The 16,837-nt window shown below is 72.5% G+C and carries 15 protein-coding genes; 6 read left to right on the top strand and 9 right to left on the bottom strand.

Annotated features, from left to right (window positions below):
• Window position 1: 1 nt before the first annotated feature.
• The gene (locus AB0C27_RS17960) at window positions 2-268 is read left to right on the top strand and encodes a hypothetical protein (protein WP_357844955.1); all 267 of its coding nucleotides are present in this window, start codon (window positions 2-4) and stop codon (window positions 266-268) included.
• Window positions 269-289: 21 nt separating this feature from the next.
• Here the strand turns inward: AB0C27_RS17960 and AB0C27_RS17955 are convergent, their stop codons facing one another.
• The 6 genes from AB0C27_RS17955 to AB0C27_RS17930 form a co-directional block, all read right to left on the bottom strand.
• Window positions 290-1,249 (bottom strand): ABC transporter substrate-binding protein, encoded by a 960-nt coding sequence (locus AB0C27_RS17955; protein ID WP_357844952.1) that lies wholly within the window; start codon window positions 1,247-1,249, stop codon window positions 290-292.
• A 22-nt stretch (window positions 1,250-1,271) separates the two neighbouring features.
• Window positions 1,272-2,222, bottom strand: coding sequence for an ABC transporter permease (locus AB0C27_RS17950; RefSeq protein ID WP_357844949.1), 951 nt, complete (start codon window positions 2,220-2,222; stop codon window positions 1,272-1,274).
• Window positions 2,219-3,052 carry an ATP-binding cassette domain-containing protein gene (locus tag AB0C27_RS17945; RefSeq protein WP_357844946.1) on the bottom strand — a complete coding sequence of 278 codons (834 nt, stop codon included), beginning with the start codon at window positions 3,050-3,052 and terminating at the stop codon, window positions 2,219-2,221. Before AB0C27_RS17945 ends, AB0C27_RS17950 begins: the two co-directional genes overlap by 4 nt.
• 69 nt (window positions 3,053-3,121) lie before the next feature.
• Window positions 3,122-4,519 carry a HAMP domain-containing sensor histidine kinase gene (locus AB0C27_RS17940; RefSeq protein ID WP_357844943.1) on the bottom strand — a complete coding sequence of 466 codons (1,398 nt, stop codon included), beginning with the start codon at window positions 4,517-4,519 and terminating at the stop codon, window positions 3,122-3,124.
• Window positions 4,516-5,214 carry a response regulator transcription factor gene (locus AB0C27_RS17935; protein WP_346113975.1) on the bottom strand — a complete coding sequence of 233 codons (699 nt, stop codon included), beginning with the start codon at window positions 5,212-5,214 and terminating at the stop codon, window positions 4,516-4,518. The genes AB0C27_RS17940 and AB0C27_RS17935 overlap by 4 nt, the downstream gene beginning before the upstream one ends.
• Window positions 5,215-5,302: 88 nt before the next feature.
• On the bottom strand, window positions 5,303-6,505 hold the full coding sequence (locus tag AB0C27_RS17930; protein ID WP_357844939.1) for a cytochrome P450: 1,203 nt from the start codon (window positions 6,503-6,505) through the stop codon (window positions 5,303-5,305).
• A gap of 84 nt (window positions 6,506-6,589) precedes the next feature.
• Between AB0C27_RS17930 and AB0C27_RS17925 the strand changes: the two genes are divergently transcribed.
• Complete coding sequence (locus tag AB0C27_RS17925) at window positions 6,590-7,147, top strand: helix-turn-helix domain-containing protein (RefSeq protein ID WP_357844936.1); 558 nt, start codon at window positions 6,590-6,592, stop codon at window positions 7,145-7,147.
• Window positions 7,148-7,276: 129 nt separating this feature from the next.
• On the opposite strand, the gene AB0C27_RS17920 is transcribed toward AB0C27_RS17925, so the two are convergent.
• From AB0C27_RS17920 to AB0C27_RS17910, 3 genes are all read right to left on the bottom strand, one after another.
• Window positions 7,277-7,735: a VOC family protein gene (locus tag AB0C27_RS17920; protein WP_357844933.1), complete on the bottom strand. Its 459-nt coding sequence runs from the start codon at window positions 7,733-7,735 to the stop codon at window positions 7,277-7,279.
• 148 nt (window positions 7,736-7,883) lie between these two features.
• A complete protein-coding gene (locus AB0C27_RS17915; RefSeq protein ID WP_357844931.1) occupies window positions 7,884-9,389 on the bottom strand; it encodes an NAD(P)/FAD-dependent oxidoreductase in 1,506 nt (501 codons plus the stop codon).
• 339 nt (window positions 9,390-9,728) lie between these two features.
• Window positions 9,729-10,619, bottom strand: a complete 891-nt coding sequence (locus AB0C27_RS17910; RefSeq protein ID WP_357844928.1) for a LysR substrate-binding domain-containing protein — start codon at window positions 10,617-10,619, stop codon at window positions 9,729-9,731.
• A gap of 70 nt (window positions 10,620-10,689) precedes the next feature.
• On the opposite strand from AB0C27_RS17910, the gene AB0C27_RS17905 reads away from it, so the two are divergent.
• The 4 genes from AB0C27_RS17905 (at window position 10,690) to AB0C27_RS17890 (ending at window position 16,798) form a co-directional block, all read left to right on the top strand.
• Window positions 10,690-11,895 carry a putative sulfate exporter family transporter gene (locus AB0C27_RS17905; protein ID WP_357844925.1) on the top strand — a complete coding sequence of 402 codons (1,206 nt, stop codon included), beginning with the start codon at window positions 10,690-10,692 and terminating at the stop codon, window positions 11,893-11,895.
• A 120-nt stretch (window positions 11,896-12,015) separates the two neighbouring features.
• Complete coding sequence (locus AB0C27_RS17900; protein ID WP_357844922.1) at window positions 12,016-12,942, top strand: pseudouridine-5'-phosphate glycosidase; 927 nt, start codon at window positions 12,016-12,018, stop codon at window positions 12,940-12,942.
• Window positions 12,939-13,868, top strand: a complete 930-nt coding sequence (locus AB0C27_RS17895) for a PfkB family carbohydrate kinase (protein ID WP_357844919.1) — start codon at window positions 12,939-12,941, stop codon at window positions 13,866-13,868. The genes AB0C27_RS17900 and AB0C27_RS17895 overlap by 4 nt, the downstream gene beginning before the upstream one ends.
• 83 nt (window positions 13,869-13,951) lie before the next feature.
• Window positions 13,952-16,798: a hypothetical protein gene (locus AB0C27_RS17890; RefSeq protein ID WP_357844916.1), complete on the top strand. Its 2,847-nt coding sequence runs from the start codon at window positions 13,952-13,954 to the stop codon at window positions 16,796-16,798.
• Window positions 16,799-16,837 lie beyond the last annotated feature (39 nt).

Here is a 16,837-nt window from a genome sequence, read left to right as displayed (position 1 = left end):
CATGATGCTCGATACCGCGCTCTGCCTCGAGCGGTTCGCCTGGCACGCCGGTCGGCACGCCGACCTGGCCGTCCAGAGCCTCGCGTTGGCCAGCGACCCGGCGTACGTGTCGGTCCGCAACCGTTTCTCGGCCACCCTCGCCGAGACCGTGACCTGCTCCGACGAGGGAGCGTTCATCACCTCGTGGGGTTATCGCCTGGGCACGGCGGCGGACGTCGAGTCCGCCGCCGCCCGCCTCGCCTTCCTCCTGGCCGCTCTCCCCGCCTGAGACCGTCGCTCTGGCGCCGGGTCAGCAGCCGGCTTTGTAGAGCACCTTCTGCACCTCGGGCTGGTCCACGTTCTGCGCCGTCACGATCGTGGCGTCGGTCGGGATCGACGGCGTGACCTGCTGTCCCTTGACCGCCGCGACCGCCTGCTCGACCCCCTTCGCCCCGATCTCACCGGGCAGCTGAGCGATCAGCGCCTGGACGACACCGTCCTTGAGCTGCTTGACCTGGGCCGGCCCCGCGTCGAAGCCCACCATCTTGACCTCACCCAGCTTGCCCGCCTGCTGCAGGGCCGACCCGGCGCCGGTGGCCGAGTTGAGGTTGGCCGCGAAGATGCCCGCCAGGTCGGTGTCCTTGGCCAGGGCCGCGTTCACGATCCTGGACGCCTCGCCGACGTCGTTGTGCGAGTACTGCACCCCGAGGTAGCCGACCCCCGCGTGGTTCGCCTTGATCTCGTCCTCGAACCCCTTGATCCGCGCGTCCACGGTGCTCACCCCGGGATCGGTCGAGATCACCAGCACCTTCCCCTTGCCACCGATCTGCTCCGACAGCGCCTTCGCCGCCGCCGCGCCGCCCTTGAGGTTGTCCGTGCTGATCCGCGAGAGCCCGATGCTCTGGTCCTCGACCACCGTGTCCACCAGGATGATCTTGATGTCCTGCTGTTTGGCCTGGGTCAGCGGCGCGATCATCGCCTTGACGTCGGTCGGCGCAATCAGCAGGGCGTCGGGCTTGCCCGCGACGACCGAGTTCACGATCGGAGTCTGCAGCGTGGGATCGAACTTCTGCGGCCCCTGCACGTCCAGCGCCACCCCGAGCTCCTGGGCCTTGGCCCGCGCGCCGCACGCCATGGTCTCGTAGAACTCCTCCCCCGCCAGGCCCTGCACGAGCGTCACCCTGACCTGGTCGGTGCCACCACCGCCCCCGCCGCCGCCACACGCGGTGATCAACATCAGCGTCCCGAGTACGGCCATCGCCTTGCGCATGGTGGTGCCTCCTGTCGCCTTGCTACTGATCGCGGGCCCTGCGCCTCCACTGGTCCACGTACACGGCGGCGACGAGCACGGCGCCCACCACCACCTGCTGCCAGAACGGCCGCACGCCGAGGATCTGGAACCCGTTCTGGAGCACGACGGGGATGAAAACCCCGATGACCGTCCCCGCCACCGTGCCGACGCCGCCGAACAGCGACGTGCCGCCGATCACCACGGCGGCGATGGACTGGAGGTTGTCGGTGGAGTGCGCGGACACGCCGGTGATGCCGTACTTGGCCAGCGACAGGTAGCCCGCCAGCCCGGCCAGCAGCCCCGCCAGCCCGTACACCTTGATCAGATGCCCGCGCACGGCCACGCCGCCGCGCCGGGCCGCCTCGGCGTTCGAGCCGATCGCGTACGTGTGCCGCCCGAAGCGCGTGAAGGCGAGCGCCAGCCCCGCGACGGCGGTGATGGCGGCGCACACCCACACGATCAACGGCACCCCGAGCCAGCGCGCGAGGCCCAGCCCCAGGTTCAGCTCGGTCGGCGCGCGCAGGTCCACCCCGCCCGTCAGCAGCAGCGCCCCGCCCAGCGACATGCCCAGCGTCCCCAGGGTGACGATCAGCGCGGGGATGCGTCCAAGCGCCACGAGGACGCCGTTCAGCACGCCCCACCCCAGCCCGGTGACCACCCCGGCCACCGCTCCGAGCGTCAGCGACCCCGTCCCCTCAATGACCTTGGCCGCCACCACGGCGGAGAAGACCAGCACGCCGCCCACCGACAGGTCGATCCCCGCCGTGACGATCACGAACGTCATCCCGGTGGCCAGCAGCAGCAGGATGGCCGCGTCGCTGACCAGGTTGAGCAGGTTGAACGACGTGGGGAAGGAGCCGGGGGCCAGCACGGAGAAGGCCACGAGCAGCCCGGCCAGCACCAGCCCGATCCACACGATCTGCAGCCGGCCCAGCTCACGCACCGCCTTCATGCCCGCCCCTCCCGCCGCTCGTCCGCCGCCTCCGCGGCCCCGCCCTGTGCGGACGTCTCGTCCCGCCCGTTCTGCTCGTCCTGTTCCATGGCGCCGGTCATGGCGCCGACGAGTTCCTCCATCGACGCCCGGCCGGTCTCGAAGGCGGCCACCCGCCGCCCCAGCCGCAACACCTCGACCCGGTCGGACACCGCCATCACGTCCTGCATGTTGTGGCTGATCAGCACGACGGACACGCCCGCGTCCCGGACGCTCCTGATCAGGTCGAGCACCCGCCGCGTCTGCAGCACGCCCAGCGCCGCGGTGGGCTCGTCCATGAACACCACCCGCCGCGCCCACGTCGCGGCCCTGGCCACGGCCACCCCCTGCCGCTGCCCACCGGACAGCGCCGACACCGGCGCGCTCATCGAGGCCAGCCGCACCCCGAGCCGTTCGCACGCCTCCAGGGTCTCCCGCCGCATCCGGGCGTTGTCCAGCACGCCGAGCAGCCCGAGCAGCCCCGGCCGGAGCCGTTCCCTGCCGAGGAAGAAGTTGGCGGCGGGGCTGAGGTCGGCGCACAGCGCGAGGTCCTGGTAGACGGTCTCGATCCCGGCCGCCCTGGCCTCCTCCACGGTCCCGAAGGCGACGCTCTCGCCATCGAGCGCGATCGTCCCGCCGTCGGGCCGCTCGGCCCCGGACAGGATCTTCGCCAGCGTGGACTTGCCGGCCCCGTTGTCGCCGATGAGCGCGACGACCTCGCCCCGATGCAGGCTGAAGTCCGCTCCCCGCAACGCCTCGACCTGCCCGTAGCTCTTCACGATCCCGCGGGCGTCGATCAGCGGTACGGCCATATGACCATCAAGAAACGCATTGACATCGTTGTCAACCCCCATCCGCGCCCGAAAGGGCACGCCCGGGGCTCAGAGCGGGGTGCCCGGCTCCGCGCGGCGATCCGGGCTTCCCGGCAGGTCCACGGTCGCGATCGCCCCGCCACCGGGCGCGTTGGCCAGGCGTACCTCGCCCCCGGCCTCGCCGACGGCCTGGGCCACGATCGCCAGCCCCAGCCCCGACCCCGGCAGCCCGCGGGCCGACGGGGAGCGCCAGAACCGCTCGAAGACGTGCGGAAGCTCCTCCTCCGGCAGCCCTGGCCCGTGGTCGTGGACGGTCAGGCGCCCGTCGCTCAGCCTCACCTCGACCTGGCCGCCGGGGCTGAACTTGGCGGCGTTGTCGATGAGGTTGAGCACGGCGCGTTCGAGCGAGGAGGCGCTGCCCACGACGTACCAGGGCTGGAGGTCGGTGGCGACCTCGGCCCCGCGCAGCCTGGCGCGTTCCACGGCGGCGGTGACGACCTCGTGCAGCCCCAGCTCGACGTGCGGCTCGTGGTCGCTGTCGCCCCTGGCGAGCTGGAGCAGGTCGGCCACGAGCGTGGACAGCTCGGCGAACTGCGCCTTGACGTTGATCAGCAGGCGCTCCTTGGCGCCTGGATCGAGGCTGCGGCCGGTCTGCTCGCTGCGCAGCAGCAGGTCGATGTTGGTGCGCAGGGTCGTGAGCGGGGTGCGCAGCTCGTGGCCGGCGTCGGCGACCAGCTGTTTCTGGCGATCCCTCGATCCGGCCAGGGCGGCGGTCATGGCGTTGAACGAGGAGGACAGGCGGGCGATCTCGTCGGTGCCCGTGACGGGGATGCGGGTGCCGAGGTCCTCGGTCTGCGCGATGTGCTCGACCGCCCGGGTCAGGTCGCCGACCGGGCGCAGCGCGGCACGGGAGATCGCGAGCCCGGCCCAGGCCGCGCCGAGCACGCCCAGCGCGGTGATGCCGCCGAGCGTGAGGGCGGCGATGCGTTTCGTCCGCTCGATGTGCCCGTACGGTCTGGCCTCCATGACGGCGACGCCGGGTTTGAAGTGCACCGTCACCACCCGGACCCGCTTGCCGTCGCGCGTCTCGCCGTAGCGGTAGACGGGCTCGCACGGCTCGAAGGCCTCTTTGTCCTGCTCGTAGTCGGCCAGGATGGGCGAGGGGCCGACCGAGCAGGTGGTGCCGTCCTTGAAGAGCAGCGTGGCCAACCCGTCGGCGAACGGGCCCGGCGTGCCGTCGGACGAGCAGTGCTCCATGAGCCACTTCTTGTCGCCCTGGTCCACCGACGCTTTGATGGTCATGTCGAGGTTGCCGCGCAGCCGGTCCGCCAGGATGACGTACGACAGCGCCGCGCACATCGCGATGGCCACCGCCACGGCCACCGTGACCAGGAGCGTCAGGCGGGTGCGCAGGCTGCCGCGGGTGGCCAGGCCGGCCACCCGCGCGCGCAGGCGGCCGGTTCTCACGCCGTGGCCCGCAGCACGTACCCCACCCCGCGCACGGTGTGGATCACCCGCGGCTCGCCGCCGGCCTCGGTCTTGCGCCGCAGGTACATCACGTAGACGTCGAGGGAGTTGGAAGTCGGCTCGAAGTCGAAGCCCCACACCTCGCTGAGGATCTGGTCGCGGGTCAGCACCTGGCGCGGATGGGCCAGGAACAGCTCCATCAGCAGGTATTCGGTCCTGGTCAGGTCGAGCCTGCGCTCGCCGCGGGTGACCTCCCTGGTCGACGGGTCCATCCGCAGGTCGCCGTAGGAGAGCGAGTCACCCTCGGGGGTGCCCGCGCTGAGCGCGCCCCGCCGCAGCAGGGCGCGCACCCGGGCCAGCAGCTCGTCCAGCTCGAACGGCTTGACGAGGTAGTCGTCGGCGCCCGCGTCGAGCCCCGACACCCGGTCGCCGACCGCGTCGCGAGCGGTGAGCATGAGCACGGGGATGTGGTTGCCGGACGCGCGCAGCCTGCGGCACGCGGTCAGCCCGTCGAGCCGGGGCATCATGACGTCGAGCAGCACCGCGTCGAAGGAGTCCGTGGCGACGGCGTCGAGCGCCTCCTGCCCGTCGACGGCGGTGACGACCTTGTAGCCCTCGAACTCCAGGCTCGACTGCAGGGCCTCGCGCAAGGCGGGCTCGTCGTCCACTACCAGCAACCGTGCGGGCTCGTTCATATAAGAAAAACTAAGGGGTCATCATGAGAACGCGATGAAGGATCTCACACCGGCTTCATGAGGAGTCGATGAGGGATTCGCCGACAGGTCACCACGTGACGGGCATCGCCGTGAGACCGAAGATGGCTCCATCGTACTTGGCGGGCAGCTCCTCGTCGGCCATCGTGACCCGCAGCCCCGGCACGCGCTCGAACAACGTGCGCAGGGCGATCTCCAGCTCGGCCCGCGCCAGGTTCTGGCCCAGGCACTGGTGCACGCCGTAGCCGAAGGCCACGTGGTGGTTGGCGCCGCGCCCGGGGTCGAACGCGTCGGGCCGCTCGAACGCCCGCTCGTCCCTGTTGGCGCTGGCGCCGAGCACGTAGATGCCCTCGCCCTTCTTCACCTGCTGCCCGCCGATCACCTGGTCCTCGGTGCTGACCCGGTCGAACGCCACCCAGTCCACGATCGACAGGTAACGCAGCAGTTCGTCAACCGCCGCGGGCCAGCCCGACGGGTCGGCGCGCAGCACGGCGAGCTGTTCCGGATGGCGCAGCAGGGTGAGCGCGGACAGCGGGATCATGTTCGCGGTGGTCTCGTGACCGGCGACGAGCAGCAGGAAGGCCACGCCCACGAGCTCGTCATGGGTGAGCGCGCCGCCGGCGATCAGCCGCCCGAACAGGTCGTCTCCCGGCTGCTCGGCCATGGAGGTGATCAGCGTGTCGAGGTAGTCGCGGATGTCCATCGCCGCGGCCATGCGGGCCTGCGGATCGTCGATGGAGGAGACCATCTTTCTGGTCCGCGACTGGAAGAGCTCGCGGTCGGCGTACGGGACCCCGAGCAACTGGCAGATGACGAGGGACGGCAGCGCCAGCCCGTACGCCTCCACCAGGTCGGCCTCGGGGCCCTTGGCGAGCAGGTCGTCGATGAGCTCGTCCGCGATCCGCTGGATGCCGGGCCGCAGCTCCCTCATCCGCCTGACGGTGAACTCGGGGATGAGCAGGCGCCGGAACCTGCTGTGCTCGGGCGGGTCGAGGTCGATGAAGTGGCCGGCGGTGAACTTCTCCCGCGCCGCCCGCTCCTCCGGCGTCGTCTGCTCGTCCTCGGGCGGGGCGCTGGGATGGCCGGGGGTGGCCGGGTTGGTGCTGATGCCGGGGCCGGCCAGGACCTGCTTGGCCTCGGCATGCCGGGTGACGAGCCACACGTCGGCGCCGAAGAGCGTGCCCTTGACGAGGGGAGCCTGCTCGCGCATCCGCTCGTACTCGGGCGGGGGCGCGAACGGGCACGTGCGCTGGACAGGGAAGGGCTGAGCCATAGTCTGCTCCCTACAAGCCGGACCGCATTGCTTACTTACGCGAAAGTAAGCAATGTTGGGCCGGTCGTCAAGTGAGGGAGTGGCATGGCCGGGCGGCGGACGGACACACGAGAGCGAATCCAGCAGGTCGCGCTGGAGCTGTTCGCCGAGCACGGATACGAGAAGACCACGCTGCAGGAGGTGGCCGAGCGGCTGGACATCACCAGACCGGCGCTCTACTACCACTTCCGGACGAAGGAGGCGATCCTCGCCAGCGTGGTGGACCGGCTCGGGGAGTCCATCGAGGAACTGGTGACCTGGGCCAAGCAGCAGCCGGCGACGGCCGAGGCCCGGCTGGAGATCCTGCGGCGCATCGCCGGGCTGCTGGAGGACCAGTGGCGTCCGCTGTTCAGGTTCGCGCAGGTGAACCAGGGGATCATGCGGCAGAGCGCGGCCGGCGAGCGGCTGCAGGCCGGGGTGCTGAGCATGCTGTCACTGCTGGCCACGCCGGACGCCGGCCCGGTCAAGCAGTTCGAGGCCAGGCTGGCGGTCTTCGCGGTGATCATCGGGAACGTGCCGTCGCTCTTCGACCTGGGGCTGGAGGAGTCCGAACGCACGGCGGTGGCGCTGGAGGTGGCCACCAAGCTCATCACGGACGACTGAGAGCCTGCCGGCAGAGGGGTTGATCGCCGACCCGACGGCGACATCGCTGACCCGACGGCGAAGACGCGGGACAGCCGTGACGACGTGCGGGGCACGGCGTCAGACCCACGACGACGTGCGGAGAAGGGGTCAGACCACGTCGAACTCGTTTCCCTCCGGATCCGTCATCGCCACCGCGTAGTGATCGACCCCGGGCTGCGACAGCACCCGCACGACGGACGCCCCCGCCTGGACCAGCCGTTCGACCTCGGCGTCCACCCGCGCCTTCCTGGTCTCCAGGGGCACGTCCTCCCGCCTGCCGCCCACCTGCACGTCCAGGTGAAACCGGTTCTTGACCACCTTGGCCTCGGGCACCTGCTGAAACCAGATCCTCGGCCCGTGCCCCTCGGGATCGACGATGCTGTCGCTGCAGTCGCCCTCGCCCAGCTCGTCTTCCGGCACGCCGAGACTGCGCCAGTAGTCCCGCCAGGTCGCGAACGCGCCGGGCGGGGGCTCCACCGCGTAACGCAGCGCGCCGGCCCAGAACCGGGCCATCCGCTCCGGCTCCGTACAGTCGATGACCAGCTGATAAGAGATCACGGCGACCATCCTGCCGGACCCGTCCGACAATTACCGCTCACGGTCGGGACGGGTCCTGGGCCGCAGGCGCTCCGGCTCGATCGAGGCGGAGGCCCGGGCCGGTTCATAAGCCCTTGCCAGCAGCCGGCAGGCACCAAGACCGGCGAAAGGGCGTTCTTCAGCGTCTCAGCAGGGCCATCGCGGCGTTGTGGCCGCCGATCCCGCTCACCGCGCCGCCCCTGCGGGCGCCGGCGCCGCACATGAGGATCCGCTCGTGCTCGGTCTCCACGCCCCAGCCGCCCTCCTCCGCGTACGGCCAGCTCAGGTCGGTGTGGAAGATGTGGCCGCCGGGCAGGCCCGCGTCGCGTTCGAGGTCGACGGGCGACTTGGCCTCGACGCAGAGGGAGCCGTCGGGGGCGCGGAGCAGGCAGTCCTCGATGGGCTCGGCCAGGACCGTGTTGATGGAGGCGAAGGTGGCGTCCAGAGCCATCTTCCGCGCCTTTTCCGGATTTTTCCGGAAAAGGCGGGCGGGCATGTGCAGGCCGAACAACGTCATCGTCTCCGCGCGGCCCCGCAGCTCAGGACCGAGGATCGACGGGTCCGTCAGCGAATGGCAGTAGACCTCGGCCGGCGGCAGCTCAGGGATCTCGCCGCGCGCCGCCTGCGCGTACGCGGTGTCGAGCTGGCCACGTCCCTCGTTGATGTGGAACGTACCGCTGAAGGCCGCCCGCGGGTCCACCGAGGGGTCCTTGAGCCTGGGCAGCCGCGTGAGCACCATGTTGACCTTGAGCTGCGCGCCCTCCGGCACCGTCACGGGGCGGCCCAGCACCCTATCGAGCACGGCGGGCGGCAGGTTGACCAGCACGTGGCCGCCGTTCACCGTGTGCTCGCCGTCCTCGGCCACGTACGTGACCTCGCCCGTCGGCGCGATGCCGACGATCTCGGCGCCGGTCCTGATCTCGGCGCCCGCCCGCCTGGCCGCCGCCTCCAGCGCGCCGGAGACCGCGCCCATGCCGCCGACGGGGACGTTCCACTCGCCGGTGCCGTCGCCGATCACGTGGTAGAGGAAGCACCGGTTGGCCAGCAGATCGGTGTCGGGGTCGGCGAACGTGCCGATCAGCGCGTCGGTGAGCACGACCCCGCGCACGGTGTCGTCACCGAACCGCTCGTCCACCGTCCGGCCGATCGGCTGGGCGAACAGGTCACGCCACGCCTCGGCGCCGACCAGGCGCTCGATCTCGGCCTGGGGGCGCAGGGGTTCGAGCAGGGTGGGGGCCAGGGCCCGCGCCACCTCGCCGACCATGCCGTAGAAACGCCGCCACGCCTCGTGGTCGGCCTCGCCGCCGGTGACGTCCCTGAACGAGGCCGCCGTACGCAGGTCGTCCTCGTTGTCCACGAGCAGGCCGCGCTCGCCTCGCGGCGTGTAGGAGGCGTAACGGCGGCGGCGCAGCTCCAGGTCGAGCCCCAGGTCGCGGACTATGCCCGAGGGCAGGAGGCTGACCAGGTAGGAGTAACGCGACAGGAGCACGTCGACCCCGGAGAAGGCGCGCGTGGAGATCGCCAGCCCGCCCACGTGGCCGTAGCGCTCCAGCACCAGCACCCTGCGCCCGGCCTTGGCGAGATAGGCGGCCGCGACCAGCCCATTGTGCCCGCCGCCTGCGATGACCACGTCGAACCTACTCACCACCGCACCATACGACCCAAACCACACCATTCGTCAACGCCACGACCGACGTCACCGGCCCCCACCCCTGTCCGACGTCAAGAGCCGACGTCGGACAGGGGTGATGAGGCAGGGGTGATGAGGCCGGAATCAGAGGGCCCGAGCCACGGAATCGGGGTCACGGGGTGGGGGCCAGTCGGGGCCGGCGTCACGGAGTCGGCGTCGAGGTAAGTCGGCCGGTGCCACGGGCGCCTGGTGTCACCGGCGGCCCGGCATCACGGGTGGGCGGCATCACCGGCCTGCGGCGTCAGGGGCGGGCCTGGTCGGGGCGGGGGCGCGCGGCGTCAGAGGCGACCGATGTCAGGGGCGGCTGGCTATTGACAGGAGGGTAGCGGCTGGGCCGGTCAGTGCTCGGCCGCGTCGCCATACCGCGCGCAGGCTTCTGACCAGGTTGATGCCCGCCAGCGGCACCTCCACCAGCCGCCCGGTGTCCACGTCGGTCTCCACCGCATACCGGCTCAGCACCGCCGGCGCCGCCCCCGCCTGGGCCGCGCCCTTGACCGCCGAGTTCGATCCCAGTTCCAGCCGCGGGCTGGCGCGGTGCAGGCCGCCGAAGGCGACGTCCAGCGTCTCCCGGGTGCCCGAGCCTGGCTCACGTACCACGAGGGGCGTGGCGGCCAGCTCAGGACCTCTCAGCGCCGTACGGCGGCGCGCCCACGGATGCCCCGGCGCCACCACGACCACCAGCCGGTCGGTCCCCACGACCCTCTCACCCAGCCCGTCCGGCACGCTGGGCCCCTCCACGAACCCCAGTTCCACCTCCCCGGCCAGCACCCGCGCCGCCACGTCGGCGGAGTTGACCACGTCGAGACCCACCTGCACGTCGGGCTCCCGGTTCTGCAGCTCGCCGAGCCAGCGCGGCACCAGGTACTCGGCCACCGTCATGCTGGCGGCCACCCGCAGATGGGCGGCCTCGCCGTGGCGCACGGCCTGGACGGCCCGCATGAGCTCCTGCGCGGCGGCGAGCACCTGCGCGGCCCACCCGGCCACCATCTTGCCCTCGGCGGTGAGCGCGGAGCCGCGCGGCGTACGCTCGATCAGCGGCAGGCCGAGGCGGCGTTCGAGCTGCGCGACGCGCTTGCTGGCGGACGGCTGCGCGATCCCCGCCGCCCTGGCGGCGCGCCCGAGGCTGCCCAGCTCGCCGACGTCAACGAGGAGCTTCAGCGAGTCGAGATCGGGCAGCGCACTCATAGCCACAGGCTATGACCTCCCAGGCAAGGCGTGGCTACCGGCCGCTTCCGCCGCTCAGAAGACTGAGATCATGCCCGCCACCGCGCAGGAGCCCACCGCGCAGGAGCCCACCGCGCAGGAGCCCACCGCTCAGGAACCCATCGCGCAGGAGCCCACCGCCCGACCCACCCAGCAATCCGCCCGGAGAACCAGGTGGGCGACCGCCTGGGCACCCGTCCGCACAGCGATCCGCATCACGACCTGGGCATCCGTCCGGGAAAACGCCCGGCTCCTGTGGCCCGGTCTTCTCGTGGCGGTCGTCGCGACGGCGCTATCGATGATCGTCAACCGGTACGTCCCCGCGCTCAGCCCCGCCGTCATCGCCGTCCTCGCGGGCGCCCTCATGGCCAACCTGACGGGCATCGGCACGCGGTTCCGGCCCGGGCTCGCGTTCGTCTCCAGGCGGGTGCTGCGCGTCGCGATCGCCCTGCTCGGCCTGCAGATCGCCCTTCCCGACGTGCTCGGGCTCGGCTGGCGGACGCTGGCGATCGTGACGGTCGCGACGGGGCTCACGTTCGTCACGACCCAGCTCATTGGGCGCGCGCTCGGCGTGAGCCCCGGCACGTCGCTGCTCATCGCGACGGGGGTGTCCATCTGTGGCGCCGCCGCGATCGCCGCCATGCGGGAGAGCGCCGGCCTGGCCGACGACGACGAGGCCGCGGCGAGCGCGCTCGGGGTCGTGGTCCTGTACGGGACCGCGGCCATCCCCCTCGTACCCCTCCTGGGCTCGCTCCTGGGCCTGTCGGCGGCGCAGCTCGGCGTGTGGACGGGCGCCGCCGTGCACGAGGTGGCGCAGGTGGCCGCGATCGGCGCCGCCTCAGGAGTGCTGGCCGGCGCGGTGACGGTCAAACTGGGGCGCGTGGTGCTGCTGGCCCCGATCGTGGCCCTGACGTCCTACCTGCGGCGCGGGACACACGACCGGCGGCTCGGGGCGCACGACCAGCGGCTCGGCGGGGCGAACGAGCGGAAGGCCGGGGCGAGGCCGCCGATCGTGCCGCTGTTCGTGGCCGCGTTCCTCGCGATGGTGCTGCTCCGCGGCACCGGGCTGGTGCCCGAGGCGATCACGGCGGCCGTTCCCGCACTGACGAACGTGCTCATGGCCGCCGCCCTGTTCGGTCTCGGCACCGGCATCGACCTGCGGAAACTGGCCAGGGGAGGCCGGGCGGCGCTGCTCGGCGGGTTCGCCACGGCGATCATCGCGGCCACGTCCCTGGCGGGGGTCGCGGTTCTCGTGTGATCCTCAGGTGGACGGCCGGGCCGGGTGCCCGTACGCTGCTCGGTTCGGAACAAATCCCGTGAAAACGGCCGTTCCTCCTATGTCAGGGCCAAGGACCACACAAGGAGCACGAAACTCACCATGCGCAGCACCACCGACTCCCTTCTGCGGCCGTCCGACGAGGTCGCCGAGGCCCTGGCAAGCGGCGCGCCGGTCGTGGCCCTGGAGTCCACGATCATCTCCCACGGGCTGCCGCAGCCGCGCAACCTGGAGGTGGCGCGGGAAATGGAGGGTGTCGTACGCGCGGCGGGCGCCGTGCCGGCCACGATCGCCGTGCTCGACGGCGTGCCCCGCATCGGCCTGAACGAGGTCGAGCTTGAGCGCATCGCGACCGAGTCGGGGCTGCGCAAGCTGGGCCAGCGCGACCTGCCCGTGGCGGCGGCGCTGAAGGCCAGCGGCGCCACCACCGTGTCGGCCACGTCCTTCCTGGCCGCCCGCGCCGGCATCCGCGTCTTCGCCACCGGCGGGCTCGGCGGCGTGCACCGCGGCTGGGTCGAGGACCAGGACGAGTCCGCTGATCTCGGTACACTTGCCGCCACCCGCATCACCGTCGTCTGCGCCGGGGTCAAGTCGATCCTCGACGTGCCGGCCACGCTGCAGCGGCTGGAGACGCGGGGCGTGAGCGTGGTGGGCTTCCGTACCGGCTACTTCCCCGGCTTCTACCTGCACTCCTCCGGCCAGCCGATCGAGTGGCGGATCGAGTCGCCCGGCGACGCGGCGGCCATCATGCGCGGCCAGGACGCGCTCGGCGGCGCGGACAGCGCCCTCATCGTGGCCAACCCGGTCCCCGAGGATCAGCAGCTCGACCCCGAGCTGCACGACCGCGTGCTCGGCGAGGCGCTGGCCGCCGCCGAGCGTGAGGGCGTCAAGGGACAGGCGATCACCCCGTTCCTGCTCGGCTACCTGGTGGACGGCACCGGCGGCGCGTCGTTGGAGGCCAACCTGGCCGCCGTACGCGGAAACACCGCCCTGGCCGCCCAGATCGCCCTGTCCTGGGCCAGATCGTGACGGACGGCGCCCTGCTCGTCATCGGCGACGTGGTCACCGACGTCGTGGCCAGGCACGGCGCACCCGTCACGGCGGGCACCGACACGGCGGCCGACATCGTGCTGCGTCCCGGCGGCTCGGGCGCGAACACCGCCGCCTGGGCCGCCTCTTTGGGCGCCGAGGTCCACCTGCTGGCCAGGCTCGGCTACGACAGCAGCGAGTGGCACGCCACCGAGCTCATCAAGACGGGCGTCACCCCGCACTTCGCCGTGGACCCGGCGCACCCCACGGCGGTGGTGATCGCGATGGTGGACAAGAGCGGCGAACGCTCGATGCTCACCAACCGCGGCGCCGCCGGCCTGATCTCCGAGGCCGACTGGGATCCGTCCCTGCTCGACGGCGTCGCCATGCTGCACCTGTCCGGATACGTGCTGTTCGCCGAGGCCGGGCTGCGCCTGGCCAGGCGGGCGATGGCGGACGCGGCGGCGGCGGGCGTGGCGATCAGCGTCGATCCGGCCTCCACGGGCCCGCTGCGCGACTTCGGCGTCGAACGTTTCATCCGCGAGACGGCACCGGCCGGGCTGGTCATCCCCAATCTCGACGAGGCCCTTTTGCTCAGTGGGGCGGCGACGGCCACGCGGGCGGCCGTACTCTTGAGTGAGACATACGGCACAGCGGTCGTGAAGCTCGGCGCCGGCGGAGCACTGGCGGCCGTCGACGGAGAGGTGGTGGCGACCGCGGAAGGTGTGTCCGCCGAGGTCGTGGACTCGACGGGGGCGGGTGACGCCTTCGCCGCCGGGTTCCTCGCCGCCACTCTGCTCGGCTCCGCCGAACAGGCCGCGCTGGAGGCCGGCTGCCGTGCCGGTGCCGCATGTGTGGCCCAGGTGGGGGGCCGTCCACGGTACGGTTTGGATCTGAACCGTCTTTACCCTATTCACACTGATTGATAGCTTGCCGCGTAGGCTTGCACCATTAGCCACATGCGTTACGGGCAGCACACGCGGCTCACTGGGGAGGATAAGGTCCGCCGATGGAAGTCGAGTCATCGATCTGCCTGAGCGACCTCATCCCTGCGCTGCGTTGGAGCCGCCCTCAGCAGGTGGCCGAGGCGTTGGGCGATCCGCGCCTGCCGGCGGGGTGGTGGTCCTCCCTGCCGCTGTCGAAGGCGCTCGGCACCGCCGGGCTCGACTGGATCTGCGAGCGCCTGGCCAAGCTGGCCGCCGCCCGCTGGGATCACCTGCCGCTGGCCGACCTGCTGCCCGCGCTGACCGTTCACCACATCGACCCCGCGCTGCCCGGGTGGTCCGAGGCCACCCGCACCGCCGTCACCGGTCTCGGCGGCTGGCAGCGGCTGCGCCGCCTGTCGCCCAGTGACCTGGGCACCCCGTCGGCCACGCCCGAGGTCGTGATCGGCTCGGTCCTGCGCGAGATCCTGGGCCGCATCCCCGCCCATCGCGAGATTCCGGTCGCCGCGGGCCATCCCGAGGTCACCCGGCCGCTGCAGCGTGACCAGATGCCCGTCACCTCTCGTGGCACGGGCACCTTTCCCGCGGTCGGGCCCGACGGCACGCCGCAGCCGCGCAGCGCCTTCACCCCGTCCGAGGCCAACCCGAGCGGCCCTCAGCCGACCGGCCCGTTCGCCGGGCAGGGGCAGGGGCAGGGCGACCTCCGCCGGCCCGCGCCCGGCCAGAGCGGCGCCTTCCCCGTGCCGTCGGCGGCCGACAGCGGCCCCCGCTCCACCGGGTCCTTCCCCGCGGTGCCGTCTTCTGAGGGCAACTCCCGCCAGCAGGGCGTCTTCCCAGCGCCGACCTCCACCGACAGCCCGACCGGGTCCTTCTCCGCCGCCGAGGGCACCTCGCCTCAGACGGGCTCGTTCCCCGCCGCACCCGGCCAGGGCGACGACCGGCGCCAGTCCGGCGCCTTCCCCGCGCCGCCGTCCTCGGAGGGCAACCAGCGTCAGACGGGCTCCTTCCCGGCCGTGCCCTCCTCGGAGAGCAGTCCGCGCCAGAGCCTCTTCCCCGCGCCGCCCTCTTCCGCGGGCAACCAGCGCCACACCGGTTCCTTCCCTGCCGTGCCCGGCCGGGACAAGGACCGGCGCCACACCGGCTCGTTCCCCGCCGTGCCGTCTTCAGAGGGCAAACCGCCTCAGACGGGCTCTTTCCCCGCTGTACCCTCCTCGGAAGGCAACGCCCGCCAGAGCGGCGCCTTCCCGGGGCCGTCGTCCTCCGACAACCCTTCGCGCTCGACCGGCTCGTTCTCCGCGCAGCCTCAGACGGGCTCGTTCTCGGCGCAGCCGCAGAGCGGCGCGAGCCCGCGTCAGGGGTTCGCGGGCGAGGGCGGCCTGCCGCAGCGCCCCGCGCCCGGCCAGTCCGAACGCCTTCCGCAGCGCCCCGCGGGCCCGCAGGCCGGCCGCCCTGACACCGGCGGCCCCGCGGCCCCGTCCGCCGCCGGCCCGGCCGGCAACGGCCCGCACCCGGGCAGCGGCGGCCCGCACACCGGCTCGATCCCGCCCGTTCCCGGCACCGGAGTCCCCGCCGCTGGGACTTCTGGAGCCCCCGGAACACCTGGCGCGGCGGCCCCTGGGAACGCGGGCGCGGGAACGGCCGGAGCCGCCAACCCCGCCGCCGGCCTCTCCGGGGCGGGAAACCCCGTCGCCGGGCTCCCCCCGGCCGGCACCCCCGGAGCCGGAATCCCCGGAGCGAGCGCCCGCGCGGCCTCGGGAACCCCTGCGGCCCCCGCGGGCACTCCCGCCGCCGCCCCTTCCGCTCCGCCGGCCTCCACCCCCTCCTACTCGGCTCCCAGCCCGGTCCCCTCCGACACCGACCACGCGATGGTCCGCGTCGTGGACAACCTGTTCCGCAGTCTGGACAAGCTGGAGCTGGCGGTGGCCGTGCACCGGCTGTTCGCCGAGGACCCGGTCAGTCTCCGTACGCTCGCCCACAAGATGCTCGTCGAGCGGGACGCGCTCTCGCAGGCCCAGCGCACCGCCGAGGAGCGCGTCCTGCACTGGCTGCGTTCCTCCGAGTCCGCCCCGGTCACCGGCCACATGTTCCGCCTGACCGAGTGGCTGGGCGCGGCGGCCACCGAGGATCAGCTCATCGGCGCCGACCCGGCGCACCCGGTGACGGTCCCGTCGCTGCGCACGCCGCTCTGGCGCGTCCTGGTGACGCTCATGCCGGACCGCCGCTTCCAGGACGGCTGGCTCGTGGTGGGCGACCTGCACGGGCTGCAGAGCCGTACGAGGCAGCTCCTGGCGGCCAGCCCGCCCGACACCGACCTCGTGGAGCTCATGGGCGAACTGGGCATCCGCGCCCATTCCGCCAAGGCATGGCTCGACGCGCTGCCCCCGGAGACCGGCCCCGACCCGGTGGCCGCCGCCTCGTCCCCGGCCCAGCCGCTGCCCCGGCGTACCCCTGGAGCCAACGGCCACCACCACCGGGGCGGCCAGCCCATCCCGTCGGCGACGACCGCCGGAGCCATCGACCCCTCCGCCGCGCTGGCCACCCTGTCGGCGCTCTCGGGCGGCCGCTCCCCCATGCTCCCCGGCCTGGCGGGCGCCCCCGCCACCCCGCCGCCGCCACTGCCGGGACCGTCCTCCGACCCGCGCCGCTGGCAGCGCATCGAGGTCACCCCCGAACACCTCAGGGGCGGCCCGGTGCCGGTGCCGGAGGGGTACGCGGCCCAGCTGGGCATGCGTCCCGGCACCCTGCTGTCGGTGACGGGCCCCGGCGACAACGCCATCGTCCTGGTCTGGCAGGGCCACCAGCCGGTCTTCGACTCCCTGCAGCCGGTCCTCATGCGCCTGAACGCCCGCCCGGGCGACCAGGTCTACGTCACCGTGGACGGCTACCGCCTCGAAGCCCAGCTGACCGGCTGACCCCACCGGCTCGCCACGTCTCAACGGCGGGCCCCGGCC

It is taken from the genome of Nonomuraea sp. NPDC048882 (assembly GCF_040649755.1).
Lineage (GTDB): Bacteria > Actinomycetota > Actinomycetes > Streptosporangiales > Streptosporangiaceae > Nonomuraea > Nonomuraea maheshkhaliensis.
Note: the sequence above shows the minus strand (reverse complement) of the source record. Positions and strands in the feature narration are given on the sequence as shown.